Raw genomic sequence first — 17,027 nt, 5'->3', positions numbered from 1 at the left:
AGCTTTGGTTTGAGGACCTCGCGCGGGAGGGGGGTGTGGGCGGGGGGAGGGGGGGGGGTGTCCGGCGCGCCGGACGCCGCCAGCGCGGCGCCGAGGGCGAGCAGCAGGGCGCGGCGCGCCGTTGCGTGGCTGATGTGCATGAGGGGTCCCCCCTGTGACGTGCGTGGAACGGGCCTCGGAGCCCGGCGTTGCGCCGGGACCGGGAGCGGCCGGTGGAGCGGTGGCGGGTACGGCGGGGTGTTGCGGTGTCGCGGTGTCGCGGTGTCGCGGTGTCGCGGTGTCGTGGGCACTGCGTGTCGGCGCGGCGGGTGTTTGCGAACCGGCGAGGCGGGCGCCGCGGCCGGCGGTCGTCGCGGGCGAGCGGGTGGGGCGTGCGGGCGCGGGCCGGGGGCTATGAGCGGGTGGGGAAGGAGGCGGACCCGGCCCCGAGTTTCCGCAGCCGCGCGATCTCCTGCTCCGTCCTCTGCTGTTTGTGCCGGAGGTCCCGGATCTCCTGCTCGATTCCGGTCCGTTCCGCGATCAGATGCCGGATCGCGTGGTCGCGGTAGTGCTGCCAGATCCGGGGATCCCGGCCGCCCCGGGCGAAGGCGAGTTCCAGCTCCTGCGTCTCCTCCAGTGCCCGCCCCACGCCGGTGTAGGGCTCCCAGGCCAGGCGGTACGACGTGAGGATCGCGAGGACACGGTGGCCGGTGCGTTCCCGTGCGGCCCAGGACTGCAGCGGGGCGCAGAGCTGGTCGGTGCCGGCTCCGGCGCGGCGGGCCGCGTAGAGCTGCGCCGCGAGTTCGCCCAGGTCCTCGGGGCTGTCCTCGGCCCGTAGGGCGGTGCGGTGCACGGCGCGGAGCGTCAGGGCCGGCGACAGTTGGGGCAGTCGGCCCGCGAGACGGCTCAGCCACTGCTCGTCCAGCTCGGACTCGTGCCAGTCGGGGTCCTCGGTCAGCAGCCGGACGGCGTCCGCGACGACCTGGACGTGCGGGCCGTGCCGGTCGAGCAGACGGGTCGTCAGTTCCCGGTCATGCCGCCCGGGACCCTCGCCGGTCTGCGGATCGACCTCCAGGACCCACTTCAGCAGCGCCTGGACCACGAACGTGGCGTTGCTCCGCATGGTGTGCGACTCCAGCTCGGCGCACAGCGTCGAGACATAGCCGTCGAGCCGGGGGCCGAGGCCGCCGGAGCCGGGCTTCTCCGGAGCCTCGGCCAGGGCCCGGAGAGCCAGCGGCGGCAGCCCTGTGAGAGCGCAGAGCACGTCCCAACGGGCGGCGGTCTCCGGTCGCACGGCCTGCGGGGGGTGGGTCAGCGCCCGGGTGAGCAGGAGGTGGGGCGGCTCCTCGAAGGGGTCGGACGGGGTCTTGAGGAAGGCGCAGTTGACGAGACGCTGGAAGAACTCCCCCTGGAGCAGGTACTCCGCGCGGCCGCACGCCGCGGCCGCCGCGAGCAGTCGTACGGCGGCCTCCGGGTGCGCGGTGGTCCACTTCCGGGAGGGCGTGCCGTGCCCGGAGTCCAGCAGTTCGTACAGCGGGGCGAGCTCCGCGCTGCCCTCGGCGCGGGGCGCGGCTCCGTCGCCGAGCCACCGGAGCCAGGCCAGGACGCCCGCGACGGGGTCGGGTCGTGCGCACAGCGCGTGGACGAGACGGCCTGCGAGGCCGGGGGTGCCCAGCAGCAGGGACTGGGTGAAGGCCATGGTGCCCGCTGCGAACGGCGCAACGGCGGGCAGCAGTTGTTCGACGACGGGGTCGGGGGCCTCCGACCCCTTCCGGTCCCGCACCTCGCCGATGACGAACGCCAGGACCTGGTCGAGGGGACCCAGGTCCTCCTTCGTGCCGGAGGTCGCGGCGCGCGCGGTCTCGAACCGCCCCCGGGCCCGTTCCGGCTCGTCGTTCAGCAGATCGTCGACGAGCTGGTCGCGGAAGGCCGCCGAGACCTCGTGGTGCCTCAGATGGCGGGCCAGGGGAGCCATGTCGGTGGAGCGGCCGGCCAACTTCTGCCCGGAGAGGACGGTGACGGATCGGGGGTCGGCCAGCGGGTGGCGGAGGGCCGCGTCGATGCGGTCGCCCTCCACCTCCCGCCCGGCGCGGACCTCCTGGGCGACGGCGAGCGCCGGGTCGAGGTCGCCGAGTACCCGGAGGGCTTCTTCGTGCGCGTCCGGGCCGTCGATGTCCATCGGTTCGCGCGCGTCCGCCAGATGCTCCAGGACCACCTCGCTCCCGTGCCGGGCCCACGCCTCGATCAGCAGGTCGCGGTAGGAGCGCGCGTCGGTGGACAGTCCGCCCACGTCCGGGAGCTCCCCGCCCCAGGCCAGGCTGACGACGCCCGGGGCCTCGTCGGGGACTCCCCAGTACAGGCGCATGGGGACCTCGGACCCGGAGGAGACCCAGGTGGCGGCCGAGAGGGTGCGGCGCATTCCGAAGGGCAGCATGGCCGCGACGCAGTCGAGGACGTCCAGCAGTACGAGCGGGTCGTACATGCGGCCCCCCGTCACCACCACCTTGCCGTCCAGCAGGTAGCCGGCGGCTGCCGCCAGCCAGTGGACTGCCTCGGTCACGCTGGGCCCGACGTGTGCGGTCACCTGGGTCACGAGCCGCCCGCCCGCCGTGACGGGCAACCGGGCCGGTCCGGCGCCCGCCGCCGCGAGCCGCGGCGCCGCGTCCAGCGCGGCCCTGGCCAGGCCGCACCAGCCGAGGGCGAGATCGCCGACCTCGGCCGCGGGCACGGCGAAGTGGCTGATCCGGCAGATCGGACGGTTCGTCCGGTCGACGGCGTCGGTGCCCTCGAGGAGGAAGACGCCCACCGTCGGGGTCCCGTTCGGTGCGGTGCAGGGCCCGATGGTGATCCAGGGCAGCCGGTCCCCGGGCGCGGGGGTGCCGGGCGACCAGTGGTGGATGTCGCCGTTGAAGTCGGCGCTCCGGTCCGGCGGGCAGGCTGCCAGCACCTTGTAACCGCTGTTGGTGTGGGGTTCCTTGCCCCACACGGCCCAGTCGGCCGTCAGTCCCGGTGCCATGGCGGGTTCTCCTCTCGTGCGCTTCTCGGGTGCCGGGTCAGGACTGCTGCGGGCCGACGCCCCGCAGGAAGAGGAAGGGTTCGAGGATGTTGACGGGTTGCGGCGGTGCGACGAAGCGGACGGCGTCGTCCACGGGGTTCACCAGGGAGGGGTTCTCGAAGTCGAAGCCCCGCTCGGGGTCGACCCAGAAGCCGACGGCGGAGCAGACGAAGTACCCGACGCGCTCGGGGGCGAAGAACAGCTCGATCTGCTGCTTGATCTCACGCAGGCTGCCGTGCGGGAAGGCCTGGCAGAGTCCGTCGAACAGGCGCTTTGCGTCCATCACCTCGGGCTGCCCGGTACGCGGGTTGAGCCGGACGTTGCCCTGTTCGCAGGCGAAGCGGAAGACGCGGTCGTCGTCGAACTTCGCCAGGCAGACGGCGATGCTGTGCGGCAGCAGATTGCCCTGGCGTTCGCCGCGCATGTTGACCTCGGTGGCGACCCCGGCGAGGACGTCGGTGAAGAAGTCCGCGTTCTGCCGGGCGTCGTCGCCGACCGGTCCGTCGTCACCGTTGACCTGCCACTCGCGGACCGGGTCCACGACGTAGACCATGGCGCGCGAGGCCCCGAGGTCCTTGATGAGCTTGCCGCCGAGGGCCGCGCCGGTCTGCGAGTGCAGGTCGAACGCCTCCCCGGGCAGGTCGCGGAGGGTGACCTTGAACTCCGTCAGATCGCGGCCGCGGTCGGCGCCGCGCCGCCAGCGCCTGCGGCCGGCGCGGGAGAACCGGGTACCGGTGAGGTCCCCGGCGAGCGTGAAGCGCACCGGGCGCTGCTCGGTCAGCGTCGCCATCGGGAACGTGCGGTCGCGGTAGAGGATGTGTGCGAGATCGCTGAGGAACTTCTTGGACGCGTGGTCCTCCGGCCACATGCTCCACCTGCCGTACATGGGGTCCTGCACCGCTCGGGACAGCGCGGCAAGCAGAGTGGACTTCCCGCTGCCCATGCCGCCCCAGAGGGTGATGGTCGACTCCGGTGCCGAGGACGGCCCCTCGGGCTCCCTGCGCTCCTCTTCCCCGGGGACCGCCTTGTCGGCGGCCGCGGTCCTCCGCTCCGGCTTCGCGGGCCTGTCCGGCTTGTTCGGCTTGTCGGCCCTGGTGGGCCTGGCGGACTTGTCGAGGACCTCCGGGCCGCCGAACCTCTCCGCGAAGCTGCCGGGCTCGGCCTGCCGGCCGGCGTCCGCGGGCGGTGCGCCGGGGGTTCGAGACTTCTCCTCGCCCGGCCCCGGGGCCGCGGGTGCGGCCGGGCCCCCGGGCGCGCTGCCGTTCGGCGGTGCGGGCCGGGCGGGCGGGGGCACCGGCGGCAGTGCGGCTCGGCCCCCGACCAGTGTGGACGGGTCCCAGACCGCGAACGGCCCCTCCGCGGACCGGTCGTCCCTTCTGGGGTCCTGCTTGCCGCCCGTCGGTGTGCTCTCGGGGCGCTTGTCGTCCTCGGGCATGGTGGTGCTCCCCCTGTCGTGGCGGCGGAGAGACGTCCGCCGCACGGTCGTTGTCCGATCCGTGCGCCCGTCGGGCGCACGGTTCGCGTTGCGGTCCTCAGCCGGCCGCCTCGTGCAGCCACTCGCCGCTCGCGCCGTCGGGAACGACGAGGCGGATGGGGGCGCCGTCCTCGGGGAGGCAGAGCGCCGGTGCCGTCACGGCGGAGGCGATGCGGTGCGGGTCGTGGCCGGCGGTGAACCGGCCGTCGGCGCCGAAGAGGTCCCACGCCCGGTCGGCCCATCGCGCGAGATGGGGTTCGCCCTCGAGGTGGTCCATCCACGCGGGCTCGTCCACGACCGCCACGCAGGAGACGCCGTCGTAGTGGCGGGCCTCGTCCAGCGCCGCCTCCCACTCGACCCGGTCGGGGCAGATGCGCACCGCGGCGCTGCGCCGCAGCACCTGCGGAGGTGCGGCGCGCGGATGCGGCGGCCGGGAGCCGAGCACGAGGAGGACCCGGTGGCTGTCCGGCCGCCACAGGTGCCGGCGGGCGGCGAGTTCCTGCGGTACGTGCTCCAGCCCGGTGGCGAAGTCGTGCCGCAGCGCGCTGTGGTGCCAGCCTGCGAGTGCGCGCTCGGCGGCCTGCGCGGTCGTCATGTCGAGCCGGTGGACGATGGGGTCGCTGTCGTTCGGGCGGTCGAGCGGCGCGTGGTCGCGGTAGCCGATGAGTCCGACGCGGAGCGTGTCGCCGCCGCCCACGGCGTGCCGCACGGCGGCTACGACGGCCGCCGCTTCCTGCATGCGTTCCTCGACGGCCGTGCCGCCGCCCGCCTGAGGGCCGGCGACCTCCACGGCGAGTACGAGGTCCACCGGGCGGGGCCGGGAGAGCCGCCGCGGCGTGGTGTGCGCCAGGGCCGTCCAGGGCGCGGTCTCCGGTTCGTGGTGCCCGTCGTACGCGAGGTCGACCCGGTCGGGCCCGCTCAGCCGGTAGTGGAGCGCCGCGCGGGAACCGGGCGGGAGTTCGAGGCGGTCGGCCCGCACCGGGAGCCATCGCGAGGCCGGTTCGCCGGGGCCGGCGGAGACGACGACGGCGGCGCTCGCCCCCGTGGTGGCTCCGACCGGCGGCGCGGCGACCGGGACCCGTACGACGGCTCCGGGGTCGCCTCCGGCCGGGTCGCCGGTGCGGCTGCCGGCCGGGAAGAGCGGGCGCCGTACGAGTCCGACCGTGCCCGAGGTGCCGTCGATGTCGGCGGCGGCGAGCCAGAGGGCGCGGCGCAGTGGGAGCGCGTCGGTGAGGTCGCCGGGGCCGGCCGGCCAGTGCGCGGGAAGCCGCAGCCGCAGGACGGGGGCGGCCTCCGGGCACAGTGCGTCGGCCGCCTGCTCGACGGGCCGCCAGCCGGCGGCCCGTACGACGACCAGGAGCGGGTCGGCGCCGAGCGGGGTCCCGCGCACGAAGGTCCGCAGTGCCCGGCCGAGGGAGCCCGTGACGTCCACGGCGGCGGGGCCCGTCCCGCCGGCGAGGAGGAAGAGCCGGCGCGGCCGTTCGTCGGGGAGGTCCGGGGAGCACGGGCGGCCGGCGGCCCCGGCCGTGAGGTCGCCCCAGGCCGAGTCGGCGAGCGTCCGGGTCGCGGGGCCGCGGCCGTCGCCGCCGTAGGCCACCCGACTCAGCCGCAGCCGCTCGCAGCCGATCTCCAGGACGTCCAGCGCGGCGAACCGCCCGCCCGCGAGGGAGGTGAGCGCCCAGCCGAGGCCCGACCGGGTGGTGCGGGCGCTCTCCCCGGCGAGGACGTCGCGCCAGGCGCGTTTCCACGCACGGGGCGCGGCAGGGGTGTCGGTGCCGGGTATCAGATGGGCCACTCGGCGGTGGTCCGGGGCCGGCGGCGTCTCGGCGGCCGGACGGCCGGTGCGCGCCGCGGGGCCGCCTTCCAGGACGTCGGCGGCGCGGAGCGCGGCGCGGAGTTCGCCGTCGAGGCCGGATCCCGCATGGTCCGGGCGCACAGTCCCCCACCCCCCGATGCGGTCGCCGGCATGTGCTGGGAACGGCCGGCCGCCGCGGTGTCTCGCACGTGGTTCAGGCATGGATGTGCCCAGGTGAGGGTGCACGCATGACTGATCGTCGGAACCCGGAGTGCCCACTCCGGATGATGCTTCACAGTAATCATCCGGTGGAGGGGGACGCAGCTCTTTTCGCAACCTTTCAACAAAATCCGTCCGGCGCGTTCCGCGATCATTCCACCGACCCCGGCGATTGGCCAAAAAGAACCGTAGACGATCGATTCTCTATTAGTAATCAGGAATTACCGAACTCAACACGGTAAGAAGATGACCGAAGTTGACTTCAAATGTTCATGACGGCCGCTCTCCGGACGACCGGAAGCGTTCCGGAAGCGGCCGCGCACGCCCTCCGGACGGCCGCGGCCTTGTGCCGCGACCTACGCCCTAGTAGGTAACGGACCACCGGATTGCCGACCCGAAGCGCGTGGGAAGGCTCCCCCGGTACGCACCGGAACGCACTCGCGACCCTTCCATTCGAGTGAACGCGGACAGGAGCGGCCATGCCCGCAGCCCGCCAGTCGTCAACGGAGCAGTTACAAAGAACACCCGCCCCCCGTGAAGAGGGACCGCCCGTTCGACCCGCCGAGCCCGCACAGCCCCCAGGTGATGCCGTGAACCCGCTGATTGGCCGCATTCCCGTGCTGGACGTACGCCCCCTCGTCGACTGCGGCCGAAGGCCCGCGAAATCGACGGTCGGCGAAACGTTCCAGATCACCGCCACCGTGTTCCGCGAAGGGCACGACGCGGTGGCCGCCAACGTCGTCCTGCGCGACCCCGGCGGCCGGCCGGGCCCCTGGACCCCGATGCGCGAACTCGCCCCCGGAACCGACCGCTGGGGCGCCGAGGTCACGCCGGACGCCGAGGGGCGGTGGACCTACAGCGTCGAGGCGTGGAGCGATCCGCTGGCCACCTGGCGGCACCACGCCGGCATCAAGGTGCCGGCCGGGATCGACGGCGCCCTGGTCCTGGCCGAGGGCGCGGAACTCTACGAACGCGCCGCCGCCGGCGTCCCCAAGAAGGCGGGCCGGGAGGCCGTGCTCGCCGCCGCCGACGCTCTGCGCGACAAGAACCGGCCGGACCGCGAGCGGCTGGAGGCGGCGCTCGCCCCGGACGCGCTCGCCGCCCTCGCCCGCCATCCACTGCGCGAACTGGTCACCGCCTCAGCCCCGTTGCCCCTCCGGGTGGAGCGCACCCGCGCGCTGTTCGGCTCCTGGTACGAGCTCTTCCCGCGCTCCGAGGGCGCCCGGGTCAAGCGCGGCAGACTCGTCTCCGGCACCTTCCGGACGGCGTCGCGGCGGCTGCCGGCCATCGCCGCGATGGGCTTCGACGTCGTGTACCTGCCGCCCGTCCACCCCATCGGCAGCACCTTCCGGAAGGGCCCGAACAACACGCTCGATGCCGGCCCCCACGACGTCGGGGTGCCCTGGGCGATCGGCTCCGCCGAGGGCGGGCACGACGCGGTCCACCCTGACCTCGGCACACTCGAGGACTTCGACGCGTTCGTACGTTGCGCCCGGGACCTGCGGATGGAGGTCGCCCTGGACTTCGCCCTGCAGTGCTCCCCCGACCACCCGTGGGTGACCGAGCACCCCGAGTGGTTCCACCACCGGGCGGACGGCAGCATCGCCTACGCGGAGAACCCGCCGAAGAAGTACCAGGACATCTACCCCATCGCCTTCGACCGGGACATGGAGGGGCTGGTCGGGGAGACCGTGCGGGTGCTGCGGCACTGGATGGCGCACGGGGTGCGGATCTTCCGTGTCGACAATCCGCACACCAAGCCGGTGGTCTTCTGGGAGAGGGTCATCGGCGAGATCAACCGGACGGACCCGGACGTGGTCTTCCTCGCGGAGGCGTTCACCCGCCCGGCGATGATGCGCACGCTCGGCGCGATCGGCTTCCAGCAGTCGTACACCTACTTCACCTGGCGCAACACCAAGCAGGAGCTGACCGAGTACCTGACGGAGCTGTCGGGCGAGGCGGCGGCCTGCATGCGGCCCAACTTCTTCGTGAACACCCCGGACATCCTGCACGCCTACCTCCAGGAGGGCGGGCGGCCGGCGTTCGAGGTGCGCGCGGTGCTCGCCGCGACCCTCTCCCCCACCTGGGGGATGTACGCGGGGTACGAACTGTGCGAGAACACCCCGCTGCGGCCGGGCAGCGAGGAGTACCTGGACTCGGAGAAGTACCAACTTCGGCCGCGGGACTGGGAGTCGGCGGAGCGGGAGGGGCGCAGCATCGCGCCGCTGGTGACCACTCTCAACCGGATCAGGCGGCGCCATCCGGCACTGCAGCAGCTCCGGAACCTCCGTTTCCACCACGCCGACAACGACTCCGTGATCGTCTACAGCAAGCGAACGGGTTCGAACACCGTTCTGGTGGTCGTCAATCTCGACCCCCACCACACCCAGGAGGCGACGGTCTCGTTTGACATGCCGGGACTCGGCCTCGACTGGCACGAGACCGTACCGGTGCGCGACGAGCTCACCGGCGAGACCTATCACTGGGGCAGGACCAACTATGTGCGCCTCGAGCCGGGCGTCACGCCTGCGCACATCGTCGTCCTGCGACCGTCCCCGCCGACCGGAGGGTCACCCACATCATGATCGTCAATGAGCCCGTCCACGACACCTTCGAGGACACCCCCGCCAAGGACCGGGACCCCGACTGGTTCAAACGCGCCGTGTTCTACGAGGTGCTCGTCCGCACCTTCCAGGACAGCAACGGCGACGGCATCGGCGACCTCAAGGGCCTCACGGCCAAACTGGACTACCTGCAGTGGCTGGGCGTCGACTGCCTGTGGCTGCCGCCGTTCTTCAAGTCCCCGCTCCGCGACGGGGGTTACGACGTCGCCGACTACACCTCGGTGCTGCCGGAGTTCGGCGACCTCGCCGACTTCGTCGAGTTCGTCGACGCCGCGCACCAGCGCGGGATGCGGGTCATCATCGACTTCGTCATGAACCACACGAGCGACCAGCACCCGTGGTTCCAGGAGTCCCGCAAGAACCCGGACGGGCCGTACGGCGACTACTACGTCTGGGCCGACGACGACAAGCAGTTCCAGGACGCCCGGATCATCTTCGTCGACACGGAGACCTCCAACTGGACCTTCGACCCGGTCCGCAAGCAGTACTACTGGCACCGCTTCTTCTCCCACCAGCCCGACCTCAACTACGAGAACCCCGCGGTGCAGGAGGAGATCATCTCCGCGCTGCGCTTCTGGCTGGACCTCGGCATCGACGGCTTCCGGCTCGACGCCGTGCCGTACCTGTACCAGGAGGAGGGCACCAACTGCGAGAACCTCCCGGCCACCCACTCCTTCCTCAAGCGGGTCCGCAAGGAGATCGACGCCCACTACCCGGACACGGTGCTGCTGGCCGAGGCCAACCAGTGGCCCGAGGACGTCGTCGACTACTTCGGGGACTTCCCGGCGGGCGGCGACGAGTGCCACATGGCCTTCCACTTCCCGGTGATGCCGCGGATCTTCATGGCCGTGCGGCGGGAGTCCCGCTACCCGGTCTCCGAGATCCTCGCCAAGACCCCGGCGATCCCGAAGAACTGCCAGTGGGGCATCTTCCTGCGCAACCACGACGAGCTGACCCTGGAGATGGTCACCGACGAGGAGCGCGACTACATGTACGCGGAGTACGCCAAGGACCCGCGGATGCGCGCCAACATCGGCATCCGGCGCCGGCTGGCCCCGCTGCTCGACAACGACCGCAACCAGATCGAGCTGTTCACGGCGCTGCTGCTGTCCCTGCCCGGCTCACCGATCCTCTACTACGGCGACGAGATCGGGATGGGCGACAACATCTGGCTGGGCGACCGGGACGCGGTGCGCACGCCGATGCAGTGGACGCCCGACCGCAACGCCGGCTTCTCGTCCTGCGATCCCGGCCGACTCTATCTGCCGACCATCATGGACCCGGTCTACGGCTACCAGGTCACCAACGTCGAGGCGTCCATGGCGTCGCCCTCCTCGCTGCTGCACTGGACCCGTCGGATGATCGAGATCAGGAAGCAGAACCGCGCCTTCGGCCTCGGCACGTTCACCGAACTCCCTTCGTCGAACCCGGCGGTGCTGGCGTACCTGCGGGAGGCCCCCGCGACCGAGGACGGCTCGGACGACCTGGTCCTGTGCGTGAACAACTTCTCCCGGTTCGCCCAGCCGACCGAACTGGACCTGCGCCGGTACAACGGCCGCCATCCGGTGGAGCTGATCGGCGGTGTCCGCTTCCCGGCCATCGGCGAGTGGCCGTACCTCCTGACCCTGGCCGGGCACGGCTTCTACTGGTTCCGGCTGCGCAAGGAGCCGGTGGCCGCGGAGCCCGTGGTGAAGGGGTCCGCGCGCAAGGCCCCCGCGCCCAAGGGCGGGTGATTCCGGCACATGCCATGTCGTGTGCGGGGCGGTTGGACCGTCCCGCACGGGGCACGATTCCCCCCATATCGAGATCCGGTCCGAGTCCGTACGGACCATCCTCCGCCGACACTCCCCCTGCCTGCGGCGGGGGGACCCCCACGCACAGCCCGGACAGCTATTATTTGCCGCAATCCGGGACACTCTTCGCAAACTGTGGTGTGCCCGGGGAAAGGACGCGATGCCATGTCGGAGGCTGCATCCACCCGGACCCCCGTCGCCCTGCTGCCTTCGCTCTCGCCCCTGCTGCGCGAGTGGCTGCCCAGGCAGCGGTGGTTCGCGGGAAAGGGGCGCCCGGTCACCGGCTTCGCGCTGGTGGCGGCGGTCGAACTGCTGCCGGTCGACTCGGCCGGCCCCGGACTGCTGCATCTGCTGCTGCGCGTCAGGCAGCCCGGCCAGACCGTGGGCTCCAGGACCGCCGTCGGGCGGACCCCGGCCGGCAGGCGCGACCCCGGGGCCGGCGGCGACTGCTACCAGCTGCTGCTCGGCGTACGCACCGCGCTGCCGCCGTACCTCGCCCCGGCGATGATCGGCCGCGTGGACGAGGGGCCGCTCGCCGGCCGGACCGTCTACGAAGGGCTGCACGACCCCCGGCTCGCCGGGTTGCTGCTGGAGCGGCTGCGCACGCCCGGCCGGTTCGGCCCGCTCCGTTTCGACCGGGCGGCTCCCGTCCCGGGCGGACTCCCGGCCCACGTGCTCGACGCCGAACAGTCCAACTCCTCGCTGGTGTACGGGGATTCGTACATCCTCAAGATCTTCCGCCGGGTGTACCCGGGGATCAACCCCGATCTGGAACTGCCCCTCGCGCTCGCCCGGGCGGGCTGCGACCGGGTGCCCGCCCCCGTCGCCTGGTTCGAGTCGGAGACGCCCGAGCCCTGCACCCTGGGCGTCCTCCAGCCGTTCCTGCGCGGCTCCCAGGACGGCTGGCAGCTGGCGCTCAAGGCGCTCGCCGAGGGCGACGACTTCACCGAGGAGGCGCAGGCCCTGGGCCGGACCACCGCGGAGGTGCACACCGCACTCGCCGCAGCACTGCCGACCGTGTCCCTGAGCGGGCCCCTGACCGAGCACCTGGCGACGGCGATGAACGAGCGTCTGGACGCGGCGCTCCGGGCCGTCCCCGCGCTGCTGCCCTACGTCCGCGGGCTGCGCGCCGCCTTCGACGCGATCGCCGGCGCGACCTTCGACGGCGACGGCAGGGCCCAGCGCATCCACGGCGACCTGCACCTCGGCCAGACCCTGCGCACACCCGACGGGGGCTGGTCCGTCATCGACTTCGAGGGGGAGCCCGCCCGCCCGCTCGACGAACGCCGCCGGGTGCAGCCCCCGGTGCGCGACATCGCCGGGATACTGCGCTCCTTCGACTACGCGGCCCGCTCCCACCGCCCCTGGAACCCTGCCTGGGCGGCACGCTGCCGTGCCGCGTACTGCGAGGGCTACGCCGACGCGTCCGGCTCCGACCCACGCGCCGAGGCGGAACTGCTGCGCGCCTACGAGACGGACAAGGCCGTGTACGAGGTCGTGTACGAGGCCCGTCACCGGCCGGACTGGCTGCCGGTCCCCATGTCCGCCATCCAGCGGCTGGCCGGCCCGGCGGGCTGACACCGCGCGTCCCGCGGCCGAGCCGCCCCGCCCCACCTTCCCCCTGAGCACAAGGAGGCCGTCCCCGTGACTCCCCGCAATGGCGTACGCCCCGCCAAACCGCTGGACGCATCCGACCGGGAACGGCTGCTCGCCGGCGCGCACCACGATCCGCACTCCCTGCTGGGGGCGCACCTGGTCCGCGGCGGCGTGGTCTTCCGGGTGCTGCGGCCCTACGCGGAGTCGGTGACGGTCCTGGCCAAGGGGCTGCGCGCCGAGCTGCACGACGACGGCGACGGATTCTTCTCGGCGCTGCTGCCCCTGCGGAAGGTCCCCGAGTACGCGCTCCAGGTCGGGTACGAGGACACGGTCGTCGAGTTCGCGGACCCGTACCGCTTCCTCCCCGCGCTCGGCGAGCTCGATCTTCATCTGATCGGCGAGGGACGCCACGAGGAGCTGTGGCACGCCCTCGGCGCCCGGCCGATGACGCACCAAGGCGTCACGGGCACCCGTTTCACGGTCTGGGCGCCGAACGCCCGCGGGGTCAGGGTCGCGGGGGACTTCAACTACTGGGACGGCACGTCCTGCGCCATGCGTTCGCTGGGAGCCTGCGGGGTGTGGGAGCTGTTCCTGCCCGGTGTGGGCGAGGGCGCGCTCTACAAGTTCGAGATCACCCGGCCCGACGGCTCCCGCACGCTCCGGGCCGATCCGATGGCGCGCCGCACCGAGGTGCCGCCCGCGAACGCGTCCGTCGTCACCGAGTCCCACCACGTCTGGCACGACGAGGCGTGGATGGCGAACCGCGGCGCCCGGCCGGTCCACGAGGCCCCGTTCTCCGTGTACGAGGTGCATCTGCCCTCCTGGCGCCCGGGACTCACCTACCGCCAGCTGGCCGACCAGCTGCCCGCCTACGTCAAGGACCTGGGCTTCACCCACGTCGAGCTGATGCCGGTGGCGGAGCACCCCTTCGGCGGCTCGTGGGGCTACCAGGTCACCGGCTTCTACGCGCCCACGGCCCGGATGGGGACCCCGGACGACTTCCGCCACCTGGTCGACGCGCTGCACCGCGCCGGCATCGGGGTCGTCATGGACTGGGTGCCGGCGCACTTCCCCAGGGACGACTGGGCGCTGGCGGAGTTCGACGGGCGCCCGCTGTACGAGCACTCCGACCCGGCCCGCGCCGCTCACCCCGACTGGGGGACCCTCGAGTTCGACTACGGGCGCAAGGAGGTGCGCAACTTCCTCGTCGCCAACGCCGTGTACTGGTGCGAGGAGTTCCACATCGACGGACTGCGGGTCGACGCGGTCGCCTCGATGCTGTACCTGGACTACTCGCGCGAGCACGGCGAATGGAGCCCGAACGAGCACGGCGGCCGGGAGAACCTCGACGCCGTGGCCTTCCTCCAGGAGATGAACGCCACCGTCTACCGGCGCTGCCCCGGTGTGGTGACCATCGCCGAGGAGTCCACCGCCTGGGACGGCGTGACCCGGGCCACGCACCACGTCGGGCCGGCGGGCTTCGGCGGTCTCGGCTTCGGGCTGAAGTGGAACATGGGCTGGATGCACGACTCGCTCGGCTACGTCGAGCACGAGCCGGTGCACCGCAAGTTCCACCACAACGAGATGACGTTCTCGATGGTGTACGCGTACAGCGAGAACTACGTGCTGCCGATCTCGCACGACGAGGTCGTGCACGGCAAGCGCGCCCTGGTGTCGAAGATGCCCGGCGACTGGTGGCAGCAGCGCGCCAACCACCGGGCGTACCTCGGCTTCATGTGGGCCCACCCCGGCAAGCAACTTCTCTTCATGGGGCAGGAGTTCGCCCAGGGCGCGGAGTGGTCCGAGGGGCACGGGCCGGACTGGTGGCTGCTGGACCCCTCCTACTCCGCCGAGGGCGACCACCGGGGGGTGCGGGACCTGGTGCGCGAGCTGAACAGGGTCTACGCGGCCACCCCGGCGCTGTGGCAGCGGGACACGGTCCCCGAGGGCTTCTCCTGGGTGGACGGCGGGGCCGCCGACGACAACGTCTTCGCGTTCCTGCGCTTCGACGCCGACGGCGCCCCACTGCTCGCCGTCTCCAACTTCTCACCCGTGGTGCGCCACGAGTACCGGCTCGGTGTGCCGCCGTCCGTGCCCGCCTGGGCGGAGGTGCTGAACACGGACGCGGCGCGGTACGGCGGCGGGGACGTCCGCAACGACGACCCGGTCAAGCCCGAGTCCGTGGCCGCCCACGGCCGCCGCACCAGCGTGCAGCTCACCCTGCCGCCGCTGGCGACGGTGTGGCTGAGGCCGGTGTGACGACCCCGAGCCGCTGGGTGGCCCTGGTCAGCGCCACATAGAGGTCGTTGGGGAGCATCCGCTCGGGCGCGACCACCAGCACCGTGTCGAACTCCAGGCCCTTGGCCTGGCGGGGGTCGAGCAGTACGACGGGCCGGGAGAGGTCGAGCGGCCCGTCGCCCCCGAGCCCGGTGAGCCCCGCGTGCAGCTCGCGCGGGGCGATGACGGCGAGCCGACCCTCCTCCGGCGCCTCGGCGGCGGCGAGGGACGCCACCTCGGCGAGGTCCAGGGTGCGCTCCCAGGGGGCGGTGCCGGTGGACCGGATGGAGCGCGGCGGGGTGAAGCCCGGGTCGGTGCTCCTGCGCCGCTCCGCCGCGTACTCCATGATCTCGGCGGGCGTACGGTAGTTGACACCGAGCCTGGCCAGCTGCCAACGGTCCTCGACGTACGGGGCGAGGATCCGCCGCCAGAAGTCCCCGCCGTCCCCCACGGCCCCCCGCCCGGGAGGTGCCCCGAGGTCCCCGGTCTGCGCCGGATCGCCGACGAGGGTCATCGAGCGGGTCGGGCAGCGGCGCATCAGCAGCCGCCAGGCCATGGCCGACAGCTCCTGGGCCTCGTCGACGATGATGTGCCCGAACGCCCAGGTCCGGTCGGCGGCGGCCCGCTCGGCGGCGCTGCGGTGGTCGACCTCCTCCTGCCGCTCGGCCATCCGCTCGGCGTCGATGACGTCGTGGGCGGCCAGCACCTCGGAGGCGTCGGCGTCGACGTCCTCCTTGTCCTCGAACTCGTAGGTGCGGGAGGCGTACGAGACGTCGAGCACGCCCTGTGCGTAGGCGATCTGGCGGGCACGCTCGGCCTCGGCGGCGGCGCGGGCCGCGGAGTCGTCCTCGCCGAGGAGCTCCGCCGCCTCGTCGAGGAGCGGCACATCTGCGGGGGTCCACGGTCCGCCGGAACGTCTGATCAGGTCCGCGTCGGCCTCGTCGGGGTGCGTGGGGTCCGCGAGGTAGTCGGCGAGGAACTCCTCGGGGGTGAGCGGCGGCCAGAGCGAGGCGATCGCGGCGTGCACCTCGGCACTGGCGGCGACGGCCTTGCCGAGCTGGGCGATGTCGTCGGGGCCGAGGAAGTTGGGGCCGCCGTACGGGTCCTCGCCGATGCGGTCGGCGAGCTGGGTGGTGAGGTCGTCGATGATGCGGAAGGCGAAGTAGGGGCGGGCCAGGTTGTGCGGCAGCCCGGTCTCGCGGGCCTTGTGCCGCGCCTCCACGGCGATGTCCCAGTCGAGGACCAGCTCGCCGTCGTCGTGGGCGATGACGATGGGCTCGCCCTTCTCGGGCACCTGCTGCCGGTCCCGTACGGCCTCGGCCAGCACGTCCGCCATGTCCGCGCGACCCTTCACGGCCGCGGCGGCGGGGCTGTCGGTGCCGGTGGCGCGGACCCCGGGGTACAGCTCCCCGACGGTCGACAGCAGCACCCCGGTCTCGCCGAGGGAGGGCAGCACCTCGCCGATGTACCCGAGGAACGCCGGATTGGGCCCGACGATCAGCACGGCCCGCTTGGCCAACTGCTCCCGGTGGGCGTAGAGGAGGTACGCGGCGCGGTGCAGCGCGACGGCGGTCTTGCCGGTGCCGGGACCGCCCTCGACGACCAGCACCCCGCGCTGCGGGGCGCGGATGATGTGGTCCTGTTCGGCCTGGATCGTGGAGACGATGTCCGCCATCCGACCGGTGCGGGCGCTGTTGAGGGCGGCGAGCAGCACCTCGTCCGCGTCGTGCGACTCGTGGCCGGTACGGGTCGGATCGGCGAGATCCATGATCTCGTCGTGGAGCGCGGTGACGGTGCGGCCCTCGGTGGTGATGTGCCTGCGCCTGCGCAGCCCGAGCGGTTCGTAACCGGTCGCGAGATAGAACGGGCGCGCGACGGGAGCCCGCCAGTCGATCAGCAGCGGCGTTCGCTCGGCGTCGTCCCTGCGGATTCCCGTTCGCCCGATGTGGTACGTGACTCCGTCGCGCCGGTCGATGCGTCCGAAACAGAGTCCGGAGTCGGCGGCATTCAGCGCGGCGATCGAGGCGGAGTGCTCGGCCACCTCGATGTCGCGCTCCACGCGTGCCTGCCGACCCGTGCTGACCTGCGCCATCGTGGCGCGCACCGCGGCCTCGGCCTCCCCGCGCAGCTGATCGAGCCGCTCATGGGCGAGGGAGACGAATTGTTGTTCCTGCCGCATTTCCTCGGTTGACAATTCAGCTCCTGACGCGCTACA

General features: G+C 72.7%; 8 protein-coding genes. 4 read left to right on the top strand and 4 right to left on the bottom strand.

Translation table 11 applies throughout. The features are described 5' to 3' along the window. Nucleotides 1–391: 391 nt before the first annotated feature. The 3 genes from AB0J10_RS24275 to AB0J10_RS24265 form a co-directional block, all read right to left on the bottom strand. On the bottom strand, nt 392–2,995 hold the full coding sequence (locus tag AB0J10_RS24275; RefSeq protein ID WP_363064564.1) for a hypothetical protein: 2,604 nt from the start codon (nt 2,993–2,995) through the stop codon (nt 392–394). Nucleotides 2,996–3,032: 37 nt separating this feature from the next. Continuing rightward, on the bottom strand, nt 3,033–4,469 hold the full coding sequence (locus AB0J10_RS24270) for a hypothetical protein (protein ID WP_363064563.1): 1,437 nt from the start codon (nt 4,467–4,469) through the stop codon (nt 3,033–3,035). A 97-nt stretch (nt 4,470–4,566) separates the two neighbouring features. Beyond that, complete coding sequence (locus tag AB0J10_RS24265; protein ID WP_363064562.1) at nt 4,567–6,444, bottom strand: hypothetical protein; 1,878 nt, start codon at nt 6,442–6,444, stop codon at nt 4,567–4,569. 677 nt (nt 6,445–7,121) lie between these two features. Between AB0J10_RS24265 and AB0J10_RS24260 the strand changes: the two genes are divergently transcribed. The 4 genes from AB0J10_RS24260 to glgB all read left to right on the top strand — a co-directional run bounded on the left by AB0J10_RS24260 (nt 7,122) and on the right by glgB (nt 14,794). Next, on the top strand, nt 7,122–9,107 hold the full coding sequence (locus AB0J10_RS24260) for an alpha-1,4-glucan--maltose-1-phosphate maltosyltransferase (protein ID WP_363064579.1): 1,986 nt from the start codon (nt 7,122–7,124) through the stop codon (nt 9,105–9,107). After that, the gene (gene treS, locus AB0J10_RS24255; protein WP_363064561.1) at nt 9,104–10,879 is read left to right on the top strand and encodes a maltose alpha-D-glucosyltransferase; all 1,776 of its coding nucleotides are present in this window, start codon (nt 9,104–9,106) and stop codon (nt 10,877–10,879) included. The genes AB0J10_RS24260 and treS overlap by 4 nt, the downstream gene beginning before the upstream one ends. A 225-nt stretch (nt 10,880–11,104) precedes the next feature. Then, a complete protein-coding gene (locus AB0J10_RS24250; RefSeq protein ID WP_363064560.1) occupies nt 11,105–12,517 on the top strand; it encodes a maltokinase in 1,413 nt (470 codons plus the stop codon). Nucleotides 12,518–12,583: 66 nt separating this feature from the next. Then, nucleotides 12,584–14,794 (top strand): 1,4-alpha-glucan branching enzyme, encoded by a 2,211-nt coding sequence (gene glgB, locus AB0J10_RS24245; RefSeq protein ID WP_363064559.1) that lies wholly within the window; start codon nt 12,584–12,586, stop codon nt 14,792–14,794. Here glgB and AB0J10_RS24240 read toward each other — a convergent pair. Next, nucleotides 14,751–16,991: a UvrD-helicase domain-containing protein gene (locus AB0J10_RS24240; protein WP_363064578.1), complete on the bottom strand. Its 2,241-nt coding sequence runs from the start codon at nt 16,989–16,991 to the stop codon at nt 14,751–14,753. The two genes, glgB and AB0J10_RS24240, sit on opposite strands and share 44 nt — an antisense overlap. Between the last annotated feature and the right edge of the window lie 36 nt (nt 16,992–17,027).

Source organism: Streptomyces sp. NPDC049887 (assembly GCF_040656535.1).
Lineage (GTDB): Bacteria > Actinomycetota > Actinomycetes > Streptomycetales > Streptomycetaceae > Streptomyces.
This window is presented reverse-complemented; position numbering and strand designations above follow the sequence as displayed.

Coding starts and splice junctions, on each gene's coding strand:
- treS (WP_363064561.1), top strand. CDS start 9,104: ATGATCGTCAATGAGCCCGTCCACGACACCTTCGAGGACACCCCCGCC.
- AB0J10_RS24270 (WP_363064563.1), bottom strand. CDS start 4,469: ATGCCCGAGGACGACAAGCGCCCCGAGAGCACACCGACGGGCGGCAAG.
- AB0J10_RS24240 (WP_363064578.1), bottom strand. CDS start 16,991: ATGCGGCAGGAACAACAATTCGTCTCCCTCGCCCATGAGCGGCTCGAT.
- AB0J10_RS24250 (WP_363064560.1), top strand. CDS start 11,105: ATGTCGGAGGCTGCATCCACCCGGACCCCCGTCGCCCTGCTGCCTTCG.
- AB0J10_RS24275 (WP_363064564.1), bottom strand. CDS start 2,995: ATGGCACCGGGACTGACGGCCGACTGGGCCGTGTGGGGCAAGGAACCC.